Annotated in this window: 16 protein-coding genes; 14 read left to right on the forward strand and 2 right to left on the reverse strand. The window is 42.2% G+C overall.

The window, feature by feature from the left end:
* Positions 1 to 21: 21 nt before the first annotated feature.
* A complete protein-coding gene (locus ACESZG_RS16965; RefSeq protein WP_055152081.1) occupies positions 22 to 1,743 on the reverse strand; it encodes an ABC transporter ATP-binding protein in 1,722 nt (573 codons plus the stop codon).
* A 109-nt stretch (positions 1,744 to 1,852) separates the two neighbouring features.
* Between ACESZG_RS16965 and ACESZG_RS16970 the strand changes: the two genes are divergently transcribed.
* From ACESZG_RS16970 to ACESZG_RS17030, 13 genes are all read left to right on the forward strand, one after another.
* Complete coding sequence (locus tag ACESZG_RS16970) at positions 1,853 to 2,209, forward strand: hypothetical protein (protein ID WP_173698178.1); 357 nt, start codon at positions 1,853 to 1,855, stop codon at positions 2,207 to 2,209.
* Entirely contained in the window at positions 2,178 to 3,416 is a 1,239-nt protein-coding gene (locus ACESZG_RS16975) for a VWA-like domain-containing protein (RefSeq protein WP_022380546.1), read from the forward strand. Before ACESZG_RS16970 ends, ACESZG_RS16975 begins: the two co-directional genes overlap by 32 nt.
* A 183-nt stretch (positions 3,417 to 3,599) precedes the next feature.
* Positions 3,600 to 5,150, forward strand: coding sequence for an AAA family ATPase (locus tag ACESZG_RS16980; RefSeq protein ID WP_373218795.1), 1,551 nt, complete (start codon positions 3,600 to 3,602; stop codon positions 5,148 to 5,150).
* Positions 5,151 to 5,272: 122 nt separating this feature from the next.
* Complete coding sequence (gene srtB, locus ACESZG_RS16985) at positions 5,273 to 6,085, forward strand: class B sortase (RefSeq protein WP_195659154.1); 813 nt, start codon at positions 5,273 to 5,275, stop codon at positions 6,083 to 6,085.
* Between the two features lie 63 nt (positions 6,086 to 6,148).
* Positions 6,149 to 6,871: an NAD-dependent protein deacylase gene (locus ACESZG_RS16990; RefSeq protein WP_173700721.1), complete on the forward strand. Its 723-nt coding sequence runs from the start codon at positions 6,149 to 6,151 to the stop codon at positions 6,869 to 6,871.
* Between the two features lie 31 nt (positions 6,872 to 6,902).
* On the forward strand, positions 6,903 to 7,094 hold the full coding sequence (locus ACESZG_RS16995) for a DUF951 domain-containing protein (protein ID WP_008707901.1): 192 nt from the start codon (positions 6,903 to 6,905) through the stop codon (positions 7,092 to 7,094).
* 110 nt (positions 7,095 to 7,204) lie between these two features.
* Positions 7,205 to 7,492 carry a 30S ribosomal protein S6 gene (rpsF, locus tag ACESZG_RS17000; protein WP_020993443.1) on the forward strand — a complete coding sequence of 96 codons (288 nt, stop codon included), beginning with the start codon at positions 7,205 to 7,207 and terminating at the stop codon, positions 7,490 to 7,492.
* A 79-nt stretch (positions 7,493 to 7,571) separates the two neighbouring features.
* Positions 7,572 to 8,027, forward strand: a complete 456-nt coding sequence (locus ACESZG_RS17005) for a single-stranded DNA-binding protein (RefSeq protein ID WP_373218798.1) — start codon at positions 7,572 to 7,574, stop codon at positions 8,025 to 8,027.
* A 36-nt stretch (positions 8,028 to 8,063) separates the two neighbouring features.
* Positions 8,064 to 8,327 (forward strand): 30S ribosomal protein S18, encoded by a 264-nt coding sequence (gene rpsR / locus ACESZG_RS17010; protein WP_008707906.1) that lies wholly within the window; start codon positions 8,064 to 8,066, stop codon positions 8,325 to 8,327.
* Positions 8,328 to 8,732: 405 nt separating this feature from the next.
* Positions 8,733 to 10,784 (forward strand): DHH family phosphoesterase, encoded by a 2,052-nt coding sequence (locus tag ACESZG_RS17015; RefSeq protein WP_373218814.1) that lies wholly within the window; start codon positions 8,733 to 8,735, stop codon positions 10,782 to 10,784.
* Positions 10,781 to 11,227 (forward strand): 50S ribosomal protein L9, encoded by a 447-nt coding sequence (rplI, locus tag ACESZG_RS17020; RefSeq protein ID WP_008707912.1) that lies wholly within the window; start codon positions 10,781 to 10,783, stop codon positions 11,225 to 11,227. The genes ACESZG_RS17015 and rplI overlap by 4 nt, the downstream gene beginning before the upstream one ends.
* A 20-nt stretch (positions 11,228 to 11,247) precedes the next feature.
* A complete protein-coding gene (gene dnaB / locus ACESZG_RS17025; RefSeq protein WP_008707914.1) occupies positions 11,248 to 12,576 on the forward strand; it encodes a replicative DNA helicase in 1,329 nt (442 codons plus the stop codon).
* Positions 12,577 to 12,983: 407 nt separating this feature from the next.
* Positions 12,984 to 13,454 (forward strand): MerR family transcriptional regulator, encoded by a 471-nt coding sequence (locus ACESZG_RS17030; RefSeq protein ID WP_008707916.1) that lies wholly within the window; start codon positions 12,984 to 12,986, stop codon positions 13,452 to 13,454.
* Between the two features lie 69 nt (positions 13,455 to 13,523).
* Here ACESZG_RS17030 and ACESZG_RS17035 read toward each other — a convergent pair whose 3' ends face one another.
* Positions 13,524 to 13,697 carry a DUF362 domain-containing protein gene (locus tag ACESZG_RS17035; RefSeq protein WP_008707918.1) on the reverse strand — a complete coding sequence of 58 codons (174 nt, stop codon included), beginning with the start codon at positions 13,695 to 13,697 and terminating at the stop codon, positions 13,524 to 13,526.
* Between the two features lie 468 nt (positions 13,698 to 14,165).
* Between ACESZG_RS17035 and ACESZG_RS17040 the strand changes: the two genes are divergently transcribed.
* Entirely contained in the window at positions 14,166 to 15,296 is a 1,131-nt protein-coding gene (locus ACESZG_RS17040; protein ID WP_370792857.1) for a BMP family ABC transporter substrate-binding protein, read from the forward strand.
* Positions 15,297 to 15,480: the final 184 nt, after the last annotated feature.

Below are 15,480 nucleotides of genomic sequence, written 5' to 3' on the forward strand. Positions count from 1 at the left end.
TATCGGATACTATAAACAAAATCACATATTATAATAAGCCGCATACACTCCATTCATATCCAACAGCTCTTCATGTGTCCCCCTCTCAGCAATCCCATCCTCAGTGATCACAATAATCTCATCCGCATCCCTGATCGTAGAAAGTCTGTGCGCAATGGTAATAGTAGTACGGTTCTGTGAAAGCTCTTCAAGACTTCTCTGGATCCATCGTTCACTCTCATTATCCAGAGCGCTCGTAGCTTCATCAAGGATCAGGATCGGCGGATTCTTCAGGAACACACGTGCAATGGAAATCCTCTGTTTCTGACCGCCCGAAAGTCTTGTTCCGCGTTCTCCGACATAGGTATCATACTGCTGTGGAAGTTCCATAATAAAATCATGAATGCTTGCCCGCTTTGCAGCTGCAATAATCTCTTCATCAGAAGCTCCCGGTTTTCCATATGCAATATTATCCCGGATCGTACCGTCAAACAGATAGACATCCTGCTGTACAGTTCCGATATTATTTCTGAGACTCTTCAGAGTCAGGCTGCGGATATCTTTTCCATCAACAGTGATCCGTCCCTCTGTTACATCATAAAAGCGTGGCAGAAGAGAACAGATAGTAGTTTTCCCGCCACCTGACGGACCCACAAGTGCCACAGACTTTCCGGCAGGGATATCAATAGAGATATCACTGAGAACAGGGGTATTATCGTCACTGTAATGAAAAGATACATGCTCATAGCTTACATGTCCTTTCACATCAGTAAGTTCTCTGGCATCCGGAGCGTCTGTGATCTCTGACTCTGTTTCCATAACATCAAGGAAACGGCGAAAGCCTGAAAGACCCTTTTGCATCATTTCTACCAGCTCGACCAGAATCTGGATCGGACTGATAAAGATTCCGATATAAAGTGCATACATGGCAAGATCTGCAGTCTGCATTTCTCCGTTGGCAATAAGATAACCGCCATACACCAGAGTGACCAGATACATCATTCCCTGAAAGAACAGATTAGAGCTCATAAAGCTTCCCATACAGCGATAATTATCACGCTTTGAAAGCAGAAAAGCTTCATTGCTTTTTTTGAATTTGTTATGTTCAATATCTTCATTTGCAAAGGACTGTACCACACGGATACCGGAAAGTGTGTCCTGGAGACTTGCATTGACATCCCCGATCTTACGTCTGTTTTCCATAAAAGTTGCCTGCATTCGGGCATTCTGCTTAAAGGAAAACCAAAACATAACAATAACAAGGATGATCAGTGGAAATGCCAGTTTCTTATTGATAAAGAAAAGAAAGACAAAAGCACCGATGATCTTTACCAGAGAGATAAAAAGGTTTTCAGGACCATGGTGTGCAAACTCGGAAATATCAAAAAGATCACTGACCAGCTTGCTCATCATCTGACCGGAATTATTCTGACTGTAATAGGAAAATGAAAGCTGCTGGTAATGATCAAATAATTCCTGCCGCATATCCCGTTCCATATTTGCTCCCATCATGTGTCCCTGGCAGGTTACATAATATTTGCAGAGACATTGGATCACATACATAAGAAAGAGTCCTCCTGCGATCACAGGCAGTGCATGAAGAATCCTTGACTGATCCTGAGTGAACAGTGTTTTTGTCATAGTCCGCAGGATCTGAGGATATGCCAGATCTATCAGACTGATCACGGCAGCACATATCAGATCAATAAAAAAGACCGTTTTATACGGACCATAGTAGTGGATGAATTTTTTGATAGTATTCATAAGATAAAATCCTTTCATCTGTGATAGAATATATGTAATTTTATAGTAACATAACGGAAAGGAAAGTCAATAGAGGGGCAGGAACAGGACTTTAAAATGAGGCTTTTTTGTGTTATATTGTGGTTATGGTAATTTCACAGGAGAGGAAGATGATCTGATGCAGGACAGAAAGCTTGAACAGGCTCTGGAGATTTATTTTCAGGAAAATCCGGACAGAGAGTCCGATAAATATCAGGAGATACAGAAATACCTGAAGCTCAGAATACGTTCTGTAATGGAGCTTCTGATAGAGAATGAGGATACAGAAAGGATGGAGCAGATCGAGAAATGCGGATGGTTTTCCGTAAATGAGCTGGAGAATTTTATAAGATGTGCACAGGAAAAAGCAAAGCTGCGTTCTCTGGTATGGCTGCTTCATCTGAAAGATAAAAAATATGGATACCCAAAAAAAGACTTTTCACTGTAAAACAACAACAGAGCAGGAACTTACCGGAAAAAAAATCCTGCAAAACTGCAGAAATCAATTATATCTGGACTTTCCTTATCTGGACGGGGCATTTGCAAGTCTGGAATACAAAGCAGACAGCAGCATTGATACAATTGGGACAGACGGGGAGCTGATTTATTTTAATCCGGTATTTCTTATGAAAAAATATCTGGAAGATCCGGCAGCAGTAAGAAGAGGATATCTGCACATGCTGCTTCACTGTCTGTACCTTCATATTTTCATGGAACCTGACAGAGATTCCGGTGAATGGGACAGGGAATGCGACTGTTTTGTAGAGCAGCTGATCGACAAGGCTGTCGGAGAAGGCAAAATCAGCCTGAAGAAAAGAAAATCAGATGATACACAGGTGAACACAAATACTTTTGATGATCACATATTCTGGCAGAGAACTGCCGGACAGGCATCAGGAGGCAGGAGAACAAAGGAAAAATGGGAACATATCCTTGCTTATACCTCACAGAATAAGACCGGTATGCAAAGCAGGGCAGGGACTCAGACAAACGATCAGCAGGAAGAACTGGATGAGATCTACCGCAGTAAATATGATTACCGGAAATTTCTGAAGCAGTTCTGCAGACTGCGGGAGGAAGTGGAGCTGGATACGGAGAGCTTTGATTATATTTTTTACAGCTTTGGAATGGAACATTATGGAAATATTCCATTGATAGAACCGTTGGAGTATAAAGAAGTAAACCGTCTGGAGGAGCTGGTGATCGCCATTGACACATCCGGTTCATGTTCAGGAGAAACTGTACAGAGATTTCTGGGTGAAACCTATGGGATTTTAAGTGAAAAAGAGAATTTTTTCAGCAGGATGAAGGTATATATCGTCCAGTGCGACTGTTTTATCCAGAAAGTGGATGTGATCCATTCTGAGGAAGAGTGGAAGGAATACATCCGGAACGTTAAGATCCAGGGCAGGGGAGGTACAGATTTCCGCCCTGTATTTGAATTGATCCGTCAGGAAAAAGAGAGAAAAGAACTGAAGAATCTCAGAGCACTGATCTATTTTACAGATGGTGACGGGATTTATCCGGGACAAAAGCCGGATTATGAGACTGCATTTGTATTTCTGAAACGGACGGACAAGATGAAACTGGTGCCGCCATGGGCGAAATGTCTGATCACAGGAACGGGACAAACTGCGGAGCAGATGTCAGTTTGAGTAAATAATGTTACTGTTCACTGGTAATATCCCGCGAGGTGTTTTTTGTGAGCGAAGGTCACAGAAAACCCGAGACATACCGCGCGAATTTATGCGATTAGCATAAATTCTGTGCATCGCGAAGCGTGTTGCTGGGAACGGAGTGAACAGTAACTAAATAATTAGCAGGAGTATGATAATAAAATGAACATACAGGAAGCAAAAGCAGAAATCTGTAATACACTTCGTGCATATCTGGCGAAGGATGAGAATGGATATTATACTTATCCTCTGATCCGTCAGAGACCGCTGTTGCTGATCGGTCCGCCGGGAATCGGCAAAACTGCCATTATGGAACAGGCGGCAGCAGAGTGCGGTGTGGGACTTGTAGCCTACACCATTACCCATCACACCCGTCAGAGTGCCATCGGTCTTCCGGAGATCGTTAAACGGAATTACGGTGGAAAAGGAATGATGGTGACAGATTACACAATGAGTGAGATCGTGGCATCTGTCTATGATTGTATGGAGAAGACAGGCAGGAAAGAGGGAATCCTGTTTATTGATGAGATCAACTGTGTGTCTGAAACCCTGGCACCGGCAATGCTGGCACTTCTCCAGAATAAAACCTTTGGAAGTCATAAGATTCCGGAAGGCTGGATTCTGGCAGCAGCGGGAAATCCACCGGAGTATAATAAATCTGTCAGGGAATTTGATATTGTCACACTCGACCGTGTCCGTAAGCTTACAATTGAGCCTGACTGCGATATCTGGCTGAAATATGCAGGACAGCAGAAGGTGCACCAGGCGATCATTTCTTATCTGTCTGTGAAGAAAAACAATTTCTATGCGGTGGAGAATACAGTAGACGGTAAATTCTTTGTGACTGCCAGGGGCTGGGAGGATCTTTCAAGACTTCTGCAAAGCTATGAAAAGCTGGGGATCGGGATCAGTGAGGAACTGGTGGAGGAATTTCTCCAGAAAGAGGAAACAGCCAGAGATTTTGCAGGTTTTTATCAGTTATATACAAAGTATGGGGAGGATTATGAAATCCCGTCGATCCTGTCCGGAAATCTGAGCCGGGAGAATCTGGCGCTGAAGGAGAAGATGGCTGCAGATGGAGCTTTTGAGGAGCGTTTTGTAGTTGTAAATCTGATTCTGGGGGCATTGAGAGAAAAAGCGGAAGAATACGGACAGGCAGATCATCAGCTTGAGGTACTCTATGAGATGCTTCTGCATCTGAGAACTCAGGTGAGAAAGAATGCTGAGGAAGAGAAGCTGGGAATTTCATTGCTTGAAGAATTTGTGCAGGAACAGGAAAACAGTCTGCAGATCAAAGTAAAGATGGAACTGATCTCAGTAAGAGAACAGAAATATCAGGAGACGGCAATCCGCAGGCTGAGGGAATATATTCTGATAGCAAAGAAAGAACATGTGCGGTCAGCTGAAAATGGATTTAAGCGGATCAGTAAATGTTTTGAAAAAGAAGCAGTATGCAGAGAAGATATGATCCAGAAACTCCAGGGAGAACTGCAGAATGCCTTTTCATTTATTAAAGAGAGCTTTGGCGAAAATCAGGAAATGCTGCTTTTCGTGACAGGGATCACAGCGGATAAGTCAATGACTTCGTTTATTGCCGGAAATGGCTGTCCGGCATATTTTGAACACAGCGAGATGCTTTTATATAATAAAGAAGAAAATGAACTGCGAAAAGCGTGTCTGGAGGCAGTGCATGATGGATTACAGGAAGAATGATGTGACCGGGTATAATAGTCTGTCACAGACAGCGGTTGGAAACGGATGTCTGTATATTATATAGAAGTCAATCAGACAGCAGCTGATACATAGCAGCAATGTGCTGCGGAAATGGAGGAAGAATGTCAGAAAAACAGCCTAAAAAAAAGAAGACAGCAGGGGATGTTGTGTTGACGGTTGTTCTGATCGCAGCAATCTGTGTATTCTGTTATGCAGGATATAATCTGTTTCATATTTATACAGAATATAAGAAAGGTACGGATGAGTACAATTCAATCACACAGATGGCGGTAACAGAACGAGATCCGGATGGAGAAGCGGCAGGACCGGAAGCCGGCAGTGAGCTGAAAGCACCTATGGATATTGACTTTGCATCTCTTAAAAGTGTAAATAATGATGTAGTGGGATGGATTTATGTGGAAGCAGTGCCGGATATCAATTATCCCATTGTGCATGGCAAAGACAATGAAACTTATCTTCACAGAACCTATGAGAAGAATTACAATTTTGCAGGTACTATCTTTGTGGATTATGAAAACAAAGGGGATTTCAGTGACTGTAATACGATCGTGTATGGCCATAATATGAAAAATGGTTCCATGTTTGCTCAGCTTAAGAAGTTTACACAGGATGAAGAGACTTATAAGAAGAGCAAATATTTCTGGATCTTTACACCTGAGAAAAACTACAGGTATGAGATTATTTCTGCGTACACCACAGGTGTGAACAGTGATACCTATACACTGTTTAAGGGACCTGGTGAGGAATTTGAAAAATATCTGGAGAAGATCAGAGGATATTCCGAGATTCAGACAGATGCAGAAGGAATGAACATAAAGGACAAGATCATTACTCTGTCTACCTGTACAGGAAACGAGGCAACCCGTTATGTTGTCCAGGGAAAACGTGTGGATACACTTGATGTTGAAAAGTAGAAGTTAAGAGGATGATAAAATTTCAGTAACAGTGTTTTGAAAAAAATAAAGGAGGAATTCTAAATGGCAGGAGAAGTTGAGAGATTACAGGAACTTGTAGACAAATATGACAATATTGTCTTCTTCGGTGGAGCAGGTGTTTCCACAGAGAGCGGAATCCCGGATTTCAGAAGTCAGGATGGACTTTATCATCAGAAATATGACTATCCTCCAGAAACAATCTTAAGCCATACATTCTTTATAAGAAAGCCGGAAGAATTTTTCAAATTCTACAGAGACAAGATGCTTTGTGACACTGCAAAACCAAATGCAGCACATCTGAAGCTGGCAGAGCTGGAACGGGCAGGAAAACTGAAAGCAGTTATTACCCAGAATATCGACAATCTGCATCAGATGGCAGGCAGTAAGAAGGTGCTGGAGCTTCATGGAAGTGTATACCGCAATTACTGCATGAAGTGTCACAGATTTTATGATTTTGCCCACATGAAAGCATCCACAGGTGTTCCGAGATGCGAATGTGGTGGAATTATCAAGCCGGATGTGGTATTGTATGAAGAAGGTCTGGACAATCAGACGATCAATGAAGCAGTGAAGGCAATCTCAGAGGCACAGGTGCTGATCATAGGGGGAACTTCCCTGGCTGTTTACCCGGCAGCAGGACTGATCGATTACTTCCGGGGAGAGCACCTTGTAGTGATCAACAAATCCCCGACTCCGAGAGACAGATATGCAGACCTTCTGATCCAGGGGCCGATCGGACAGGTATTTTCACAGATTCACTGTTAGTGTCAAAGTTATATAAGAGGAGTAAGAGATTATGGGACTTCCCTATGAAGTTGGTGATATTGTTACATTAAAGAAAGTCCATCCCTGCGGAAGCAGAGACTGGGAAATCTTAAGGGTAGGTGCTGATTTTCGCCTGAAATGTACAGGATGCGGACATCAGATCATGGTACCGCGCAAGATGGTTGAGAAAAATACTAAAAATTTGATAAAAAAAGAAAAATAGTACTTTACAGACACGAAAAACTATGTTAGAATCAACACTCGTGATATATTTTATATCCTTGCTCTTTGACAGGCAAAGGGCCAACAGACCATAAGGAGGTAAAGCAAGACATGAACAAGTACGAGTTAGCATTAGTTGTTAGTGCAAAAGTTGAAGACGAAGTACGTGATGCAGTTGTTGAGAAAGCAAAAGGATACATCACACGTTACAACGGCACTATCACAGAAGTAGAAGAATGGGGTAAGAAAAAATTAGCTTACGAAATTCAGAAAATGCATGAAGGCTTCTACTATTTCATTCAGTTTGAAGCAGACGCACAGTGCCCGGCGGAAGTTGAAAGACACGTTCGCATCATGGACAATGTATTAAGATACTTAGTCGTAAGAAAAGACGCATAATCTTATACAGGGTGGATTTTAGAAGGCACCATTAATTGATCCGTTCAACCATTCAAAGCAGAAACGAAGAGGTATTTATATGAACAAAGTAATTTTAATGGGACGCTTAACAAGAGATCCTGAGGTGAGATATTCCGCAGGAGAGAATGCATTGGCAATTGCCAGATATACACTGGCAGTAGACAGAAGATTCCGCCGTGACGGTGAAGCAACAGCAGACTTTATCAGTTGTGTATCCTTTGGACGTACAGCCGAGTTTGCTGAGAAGTATTTCCGTCAGGGACTTAAGATCATTGTTTCAGGACGCATTCAGACAGGCAGCTACACCAATCGTGATGGCCAGAAGGTTTATACCACAGAGGTAGTAGTTGAGGAACAGGAGTTTGCTGAGAGCAAGGCGGCCAGCGATAATTACGCAGCTTCCCATCCTCAGACATCAGCACCTGCACCATCCATGCCGGCTCCGGGAGCAGCCAGTGCAGACGGTTTCATGAACATTCCGGATGGAATTGATGAAGAACTGCCGTTTATTTAATACAAACTGATAGAATAAAATAGGAGGAAAGCAATCATGGCTTACAATAGAGGCGAAAGACCAGACTCTCCAATGAAGAGAAGAGGCGGCCGCAGAAGAAAAAAAGTTTGTGTATTCTGTGGTAAAGAGAATAACGAGATCGACTACAAGGATGTAGCAAAATTAAGAAAATATGTTTCTGAAAGAGGAAAAATCCTTCCAAGAAGAATTACAGGAAACTGTGCAAAACATCAGAGAGCACTGACAGTTGCTATCAAGAGAGCACGTCATATGTCTATGATGCCATACATCCAGGACTAATTCTGAAGATGATAAATGCTGCTCCGCATTTGGCGGAGCAGCATTTTTGCATTATTTACGAGAATTGCTATATAACAGAATGAACAGTAACACAATAGTTACTGTTCACACGTCACTATCCCGCGAGGTGTTTTGGCATGAGAATGCCAAAATCCCGAGACATACCGCGCGAATTTATGCGAATAGCATAAATTCTGTGCATCGCGAAGCGTGTTACTGGGCACGGAGTGAACAGTAACACACAATAACCATTATTTTTGTGCGTTCTTCTGTTGCTATGGTAAATTCTGTTCAAATCTGTTATAATATGATTCAAAGGGCGTTTTTCACAGAACCTGCCTATATGCAGCACATTTGCTGTGTACAGGCGAAACAAATAGAATGATGAAGAACGGAAAGAAAGATATGAGTGATAAACTGAAATTAAAAGGGCATATGAAAGCATTCATGCGGTGGCCTCTGATTCTCTCGGCTTTACTGATCGTACTTAATATCTGGGTATATTTTGTCAGCGTGAAGGCTGGTATTATTGTGTCAGGTGGAATCCTGATTTATGTGGGATGTGCAGTAATAATACTCCGATGCCACAGACCGTTCATTGTAAATGAACTGATAGCCTTTGCCAATCAGTATGATTCGCTTGAAAAGAGAATCCTTGAAGAACTGGCATTGCCCTATGCCATTATGGATATGAATGGCAGAATGATCTGGTCCAACAAAGTATTTGCGGAGCTTACAGGTAAAGATCAGTTTTATAAGAAAAATGTCAGCACTGTTTTTCCGGATGTAACAGCTGACAAATTACCGGTTGCAGATAAGAAAGAGACTGCTGAGATCAGTACTCGATTTGGAGAGAAGACTTATCGTATTTCCATGCAGAGGGTGTCTCTTGGTGAAGTGGTTGCCAAAAGTGAGCTTCTGGAGAATTCAAACAGGAATGTCAGCCTGATCGCCATGTATCTGTATGACGATACAGAACTGAAGTCTTACATTAAAAAGAATGAAGACAATAAGCTTGTTGTAGCGTTGGCTTATCTGGATAACTATGAGGAAGCACTTGAGAGTGTAGAGGATGTGAGACGTTCACTTCTGATTGCTCTGATTGACCGGAAGATTACGAAATATTTTTCCAATTTCGATGGTCTTGTAAAGAAACTTGAGAAGGACAAATATTTCCTGATCATGCGCCAGAGTTCGCTTGAGGCTCTGAAAGAACAGAGATTTCATATTCTGGACGAGGTTAAAACAGTTAATATCGGAAATGAGATGGCAATCACTTTGAGTATTGGTGTGGGACTGAATGCCTCCACTTATATTCAAAATTATGAGTATTCACGTATTGCTATAGAGATGGCACTTGGACGTGGCGGTGATCAGGTTGTTATTAAGAATGGAAATAATATTACCTATTACGGCGGAAAGACTCAGCAGATGGAGAAGAATACCCGCGTAAAAGCCAGGGTAAAAGCGCAGGCACTGAAAGAGTTTATGAGTACGAAAGACAGAGTCGTTGTCATGGGACATAAAATCACAGATGTGGATGCGTTGGGAGCAGCAATCGGTATTTTCCGTGCAGGTAAAACACTTGGAAAATCTGTCAGTATTGTAGTGAATGATCCGACAAAATCTATCAGACCGTTGATCGCAGGATATGTGAATAATCCAGACTACGAGCCATCTATGTTTGTGGACAGCGAGCAGGCTAAAGATATGGTAGATAACAATACAGTGGTGGTTGTAGTTGATACTAACAGACCAAGCTATACGGAATGCGAGGAGCTTCTGCACATGACAAAGACAATTGTTGTGCTGGATCATCACAGGCGGGGAAGCGAAGTGATAGAGAATGCGGTGCTTTCCTATGTGGAGCCTTATGCATCCTCAGCCTGTGAGATGGTAGCAGAGATCCTGCAGTATTTCTCGGATGACCTGCGTATCCGCAATATGGAGGCTGACTGTCTCTATGCGGGAATTATGATCGATACAAACAATTTTACGACAAGAGCAGGTGTACGTACCTTTGAGGCTGCTGCATTCTTAAGAAGGAGTGGAGCAGACGTGACCAGAGTACGTAAACTGTTAAGGGATGATCTGAAATCTTATCAGGCACGTGCAGAAGCAGTGAGAACTGCACAGATTTACAGAGAATGCTATGCCATTGCCAGATGTCCAAGTGAAAATCTGGACAGCCCTACAGTCATAGGAGCACAGGCAGCCAATGAGCTTCTGAATATTGCAGGGGTTAAGGCATCCTTTGTACTGACTCAGTACAATAATGAAGTTTATATCAGTGCCAGAGCTATTGATGAAATTAATGTACAGGTAATGATGGAAAAGATGGGCGGAGGCGGTCATATGAATATTGCCGGTGCGCAGGTCAAGGCTTCTCCGGATGAGGTGGAGAGAATGCTTAAAGACATCATAGATCAGGAATATCAGGAGGAAAACACAAAATGAAAGTAATCTTACTTGAAGACGTAAAAGCACTTGGAAAAAAGGGACAGATCGTAAATGTAAGTGACGGATATGCAAGAAACATGATCCTTCCTAAGAAACTGGGGCTGGAGGCAACTCCTAAGAATTTAAATGATCTGAAACTTCAGAAAGCAAACGAAGAGAAGGTCGCAAAAGAAGTATATGAAGCAGCACAGGCATTTGCAAAGGATCTCGAGACAAAAGAAATTATCCTTACACTGAAAACAGGAGAAGGCGGAAGAACCTTTGGTTCCGTTTCTTCCAAAGAAATCTCTGAAGCAGCAAAGAAACAGTTGAATCTTGACATTGATAAAAAGAAACTGCAGCTTCCTGAGCCAATCCGTACACTTGGTGTTACCCAGGTGCCTGTCAGATTACATCCTAAGGTAACAGGAACTCTTAAAGTATGGGTAAAAGAAGCATAAGTCTTCCGGAGGGATAAAGAATGGAAGAAGCGCTGATTAAAAGAATACTCCCCCACAGTATAGAGGCAGAGCAGTCTGTAATCGGCTCAATGATCCTGGACAGAGATGCGATCCTTGTGGCATCTGAGATACTTACCAGTGATGATTTTTATCAGAAACAATATGGCATCATCTTTGATGCAATGGTGGAATTGTGTAATGAAGGGAAACCGGTAGATCTGGTGACCCTTCAGAATCGTTTAAAGGAGAAAGAACTCCCGCCGGATATCAGCAGTATGGAATATGTAAGAGATCTGATCTCAGCGGTTCCTACTTCTGCAAATGTGAAGTACTACGCAAAGATCGTCAGTGAGAAAGCAGTTCTTCGCAGACTTATCAAGGCAAATGAAGAGATTGCCAACACCTGCTATCTGGAGAAGGAGAATACAGAGATTATTCTGGAAGAAGCGGAAAAAAAACTGTTCAATATTCTCCAGAGACGCAACAATGAAGAATATGTTCCAATCCAGCAGGTGGTTCTGAATGCCATTAATAACATTGAGAAAGCGTCTAAGCTTAAAGGTTCTGTAACAGGTATTCCCACAGGCTTTATGGATCTGGATTATAAAACATCCGGTATGCATCCTTCTGATCTGGTGCTGATCGCAGCCCGTCCTTCCATGGGGAAAACAGCCTTTGTACTGAACATTGCACAGTATATGGCATTCCGAAAGGATGTCACAGTTGCCATATTCAGTCTGGAAATGTCAAAGGAACAGTTGGTGAACCGACTTCTGGCAATGGAATCTCATGTAGATTCCCAGAATATGAGAACAGGTAATCTGAAAGACGAGGACTGGACAAAACTGGTAGAAGGAGCAGATATTATCGGTAAATCTAATCTGATCATTGATGACACGCCGGGTATTTCCATTGCGGAAATGCGTTCCAAATGCAGGAAATATAAGCTGGAACATAATCTCGGGATTATCATGATCGACTATCTGCAGCTGATGAGCGGAAGTGGAAAAAGTGATTCCAGACAGCAGGAAATTTCAGATATTTCCCGTTCTCTGAAAGCTCTTGCCAGAGAGCTGAATGTGCCGGTGATCGCATTGTCTCAGCTCAGCCGTGCGGTAGAACAGCGTCCGGATCACAGACCAATGCTTTCGGATCTTCGAGAATCCGGAGCCATTGAACAGGATGCCGATGTGGTAATGTTTATCTACAGAGATGACTATTATCATAAGGATACAGAGAAGAAGGACATTGCAGAGATCATCATTGCCAAACAGAGAAACGGTCCCATCGGAACAGTAGAACTGGTATGGCTGCCGAGATATACACAGTTTGTGAATATGAAGAAATAATCTATCTCAGAGGAGTTTGATCTTTGACTTGAATAATATTATAGCAATCCTCTAAAATAATGCATCTTAATCCAGCCCATCAGAGTGTGAAATCCTGCTGAATTGTCTTAAATGCATTATTTACGAGGATTGCTATAGAAAAATTTTACAGGGAAACAGTATCAGGGGGAGAATCCGGTACTGTTTCCCTGTTTTTTTGTGTCAAAATAAAGTTTTATAGGGAAGTTTGTCAATCGAAACTTCTTGCAATCTCGGTATGGCGTTTTATAATAAATATACATGATATCAGGATTACGACAGCTGTTTTTACAGTGCAGTGGTTCAATGATATCAGGTGATAGATTGAGTTGTTGATATGCATCAGTGGTTTCTGATGAAAAAATGGACTCAAAAGGAGGAGGGGCAGCATGGAGCAGCGGTATACTGTGACTCAGACCGCAGAAATCCTTGGCGTGAGGGCATCGGTCCTCCGGTACTGGGAGGAAGAACTGGAACTGAGGATATGCAGGAATGAGCAGGGACATCGTTACTATACAGGAAATGATATTACGCTTCTGGCTAATATAAAGGAACTAAAGAAAAGAGGACTTGCCCTGAGAGCGATCAAAGAACTGGTTCCAAGAATTTCAAGGACTGCACCCGGGACTACTGCGAGCAAAGTGAAGCTTCTTGAAGATGAACAGCCTGAGAGGGAAAAAATACTTGAATTTCAGAAAATCATGGAACGTCTGATCGCTCAGGAGCTACATATGAAAAAAGAGGGAGAAGACCAGTGCCGGGATCTGGATGAAACGATCCGTAACAGACAGCTTGCGAGAAAAGAGGCTGCTGCAGCACTGGAAAAAAGAAGCAGGAGGATCAGAAGAAAACATTTGTAAAAGTTATCCATAAAGAAAACAGCTTCGTCTCTGCGGTAAACAGAGATGAAGCTGTTTTGAAATCATGAATTATTCTGCTGGATGAATAGCCTCTGTTGGACATGCATCTGCACATGTTCCGCAGTCTAAGCATGCATCAGCGTCGATTACATAATGCTCATCTCCCTGAGAGATAGCTTCTGCAGGACATTCGCTTTCGCATGTTCCACAGCTTACACATTCGTCTGAAATTACATATGCCATAATTAGAATCCTCCTTATCGTAATAACGTTTTAGGCCCCTTTCGGGGTTCTGCATACATTTTAATATATCTTTGTCTGAATTACAAGTATAAAATCAGATACATTATAAAATAATATTAAGTTAGCATTTGCTTACTTTACCTGCAGATTACAAATAGCTGACGGGCATGTGAATGTCTGTCCGAGCAGAGAAATTATCCTGCCAAAATACAGGCATTTGTATGATGGAAAATAGTCTGTTAATATACAAAAAAAATAAGAGTATCAAAAAGAAAGTGCGTTTTTGCTGAATTTATTGACAATTCAGACATAAACGGTTATAGTAAAGATACTTGCAAGGAGGCATAACACAGAAAGTTGTGCCTCTTTTGTTCCGTAGCAGGAATCAGAAAACAAATAGAAAGAATGGAGGAATGAAGAATGAAGAAAGCATTGGCAATTGGACTTGCAACAGTAATGGCGGTTTCCATGAGTGCACCGGTATTTGCAGAAGATGAAGGCAAAGGGATTGCAAAAGAGGACCTGAAAGTAGGAGTGATCTATATCGGTGATGAGAATGAAGGTTACACAGCAGCTCATATGAAAGGAATTGATGAGATGGAAGAGAAGCTTGGTCTTGACGATTCTCAGATTATTGAGAAAACTCTCATCGGTGAAGATGAAGGATGCTATGATGCGGCAGCAGACCTTGCAGATCAGGGATGTCAGATCATCTTTGCAAACAGCTTTGGACATGAGACTTATATACTGGAAGCAGCAGGGGAATATCCGGAGGTTCAGTTCTGTCATGCAACAGGAACACAGGCTGCATCCAGCGGACTTTCCAATATGCATAACTATTTTACAAATATTTATGAAGCACGTTACGTGTCAGGTGTAGTTGCAGGTCTGAAACTGAATGAAATGATCGAGGACGGAACAGTAAAAGAAGACGCATGCAAGATGGGTTATGTAGGTGCATTCCCATACGCAGAGGTTATCTCCGGTTATACAGCTTTCTATCTTGGTGCGAAGAGCGTATGCCCGTCTGTAACAATGGAAGTAAAATATACAAACAGCTGGGCAAGCTTTGACCTTGAGAAAGAGTGTGCAGATGCTCTGATTTCTGACGGCTGTGTACTGATCAGCCAGCATGCAGATACAACAGGTGCTCCTACAGCATGCGAAGCAGCAGGCGTTCCATGTGTAGGTTATAATATTGATATGACATCTGTTGCTCCGAACACAGCACTTACTTCTGCATCTATGGACTGGGGTGTATATTATACATACGCAGTACAGTGTATGCTTGACGGCACAGCAATTGATACTGACTGGTGTAAAGGATTTGCGGAAGGTGCAGATAAGATCACAGCTCTCAATGACAAAACTGTAGCAGAGGGTACAGAAGAAAAGGTCAAAGAAGTGGAAGATGCGCTCATTGATGGTTCCCTTCATGTATTTGATACATCTGCATTTACAGTAGACGGCAAGGAACTTGATACTTATAAGAAGGGTGATACAGAGTACATTTCTGACGGATACTTCCATGAATCTGAATATGGTTCCGCACCTGCATTTGATATTGCGATTGATGGAATTACATCTATTACAGAATAAGAAAATTGCTGGAGCTGCAAAGCGCGGAGCAATTTACGACAGCAGGGCTGCCCGGGCGGCAGCTCTGCTGTTTTCATATCGTACGTGCAAAAGAAGTCTTGAAGTCTTCTGACAGAAGGTTTCTTTTGCTGTATTATGGAGTATACAGGAGAGCAATTCCATAATTCAGAAGTAGGATTAAATG

The sequence above is a fragment of the Blautia sp. Marseille-P2398 genome (assembly GCF_964240315.1).
Lineage (GTDB): Bacteria > Bacillota > Clostridia > Lachnospirales > Lachnospiraceae > Blautia_A > Blautia_A wexlerae.

Bases quoted from the DNA above. Each gene is read 5' to 3' on its own strand.
- ACESZG_RS16965 (WP_055152081.1), bottom strand. From the start codon at position 1,743: ATGAATACTATCAAAAAATTCATCCACTACTATGGTCCGTATAAAACG.
- ACESZG_RS16975 (WP_022380546.1), top strand. From the start codon at position 2,178: ATGGATACCCAAAAAAAGACTTTTCACTGTAAAACAACAACAGAGCAG.
- ACESZG_RS16980 (WP_373218795.1), top strand. From the start codon at position 3,600: ATGAACATACAGGAAGCAAAAGCAGAAATCTGTAATACACTTCGTGCA.
- srtB (WP_195659154.1), top strand. From the start codon at position 5,273: ATGTCAGAAAAACAGCCTAAAAAAAAGAAGACAGCAGGGGATGTTGTG.
- ACESZG_RS16990 (WP_173700721.1), top strand. From the start codon at position 6,149: ATGGCAGGAGAAGTTGAGAGATTACAGGAACTTGTAGACAAATATGAC.
- ACESZG_RS16995 (WP_008707901.1), top strand. From the start codon at position 6,903: ATGGGACTTCCCTATGAAGTTGGTGATATTGTTACATTAAAGAAAGTC.
- rpsF (WP_020993443.1), top strand. From the start codon at position 7,205: ATGAACAAGTACGAGTTAGCATTAGTTGTTAGTGCAAAAGTTGAAGAC.
- ACESZG_RS17005 (WP_373218798.1), top strand. From the start codon at position 7,572: ATGAACAAAGTAATTTTAATGGGACGCTTAACAAGAGATCCTGAGGTG.
- rpsR (WP_008707906.1), top strand. From the start codon at position 8,064: ATGGCTTACAATAGAGGCGAAAGACCAGACTCTCCAATGAAGAGAAGA.
- ACESZG_RS17015 (WP_373218814.1), top strand. From the start codon at position 8,733: ATGAGTGATAAACTGAAATTAAAAGGGCATATGAAAGCATTCATGCGG.
- rplI (WP_008707912.1), top strand. From the start codon at position 10,781: ATGAAAGTAATCTTACTTGAAGACGTAAAAGCACTTGGAAAAAAGGGA.
- dnaB (WP_008707914.1), top strand. From the start codon at position 11,248: ATGGAAGAAGCGCTGATTAAAAGAATACTCCCCCACAGTATAGAGGCA.
- ACESZG_RS17030 (WP_008707916.1), top strand. From the start codon at position 12,984: ATGGAGCAGCGGTATACTGTGACTCAGACCGCAGAAATCCTTGGCGTG.
- ACESZG_RS17035 (WP_008707918.1), bottom strand. From the start codon at position 13,697: ATGGCATATGTAATTTCAGACGAATGTGTAAGCTGTGGAACATGCGAA.
- ACESZG_RS17040 (WP_370792857.1), top strand. From the start codon at position 14,166: ATGAGTGCACCGGTATTTGCAGAAGATGAAGGCAAAGGGATTGCAAAA.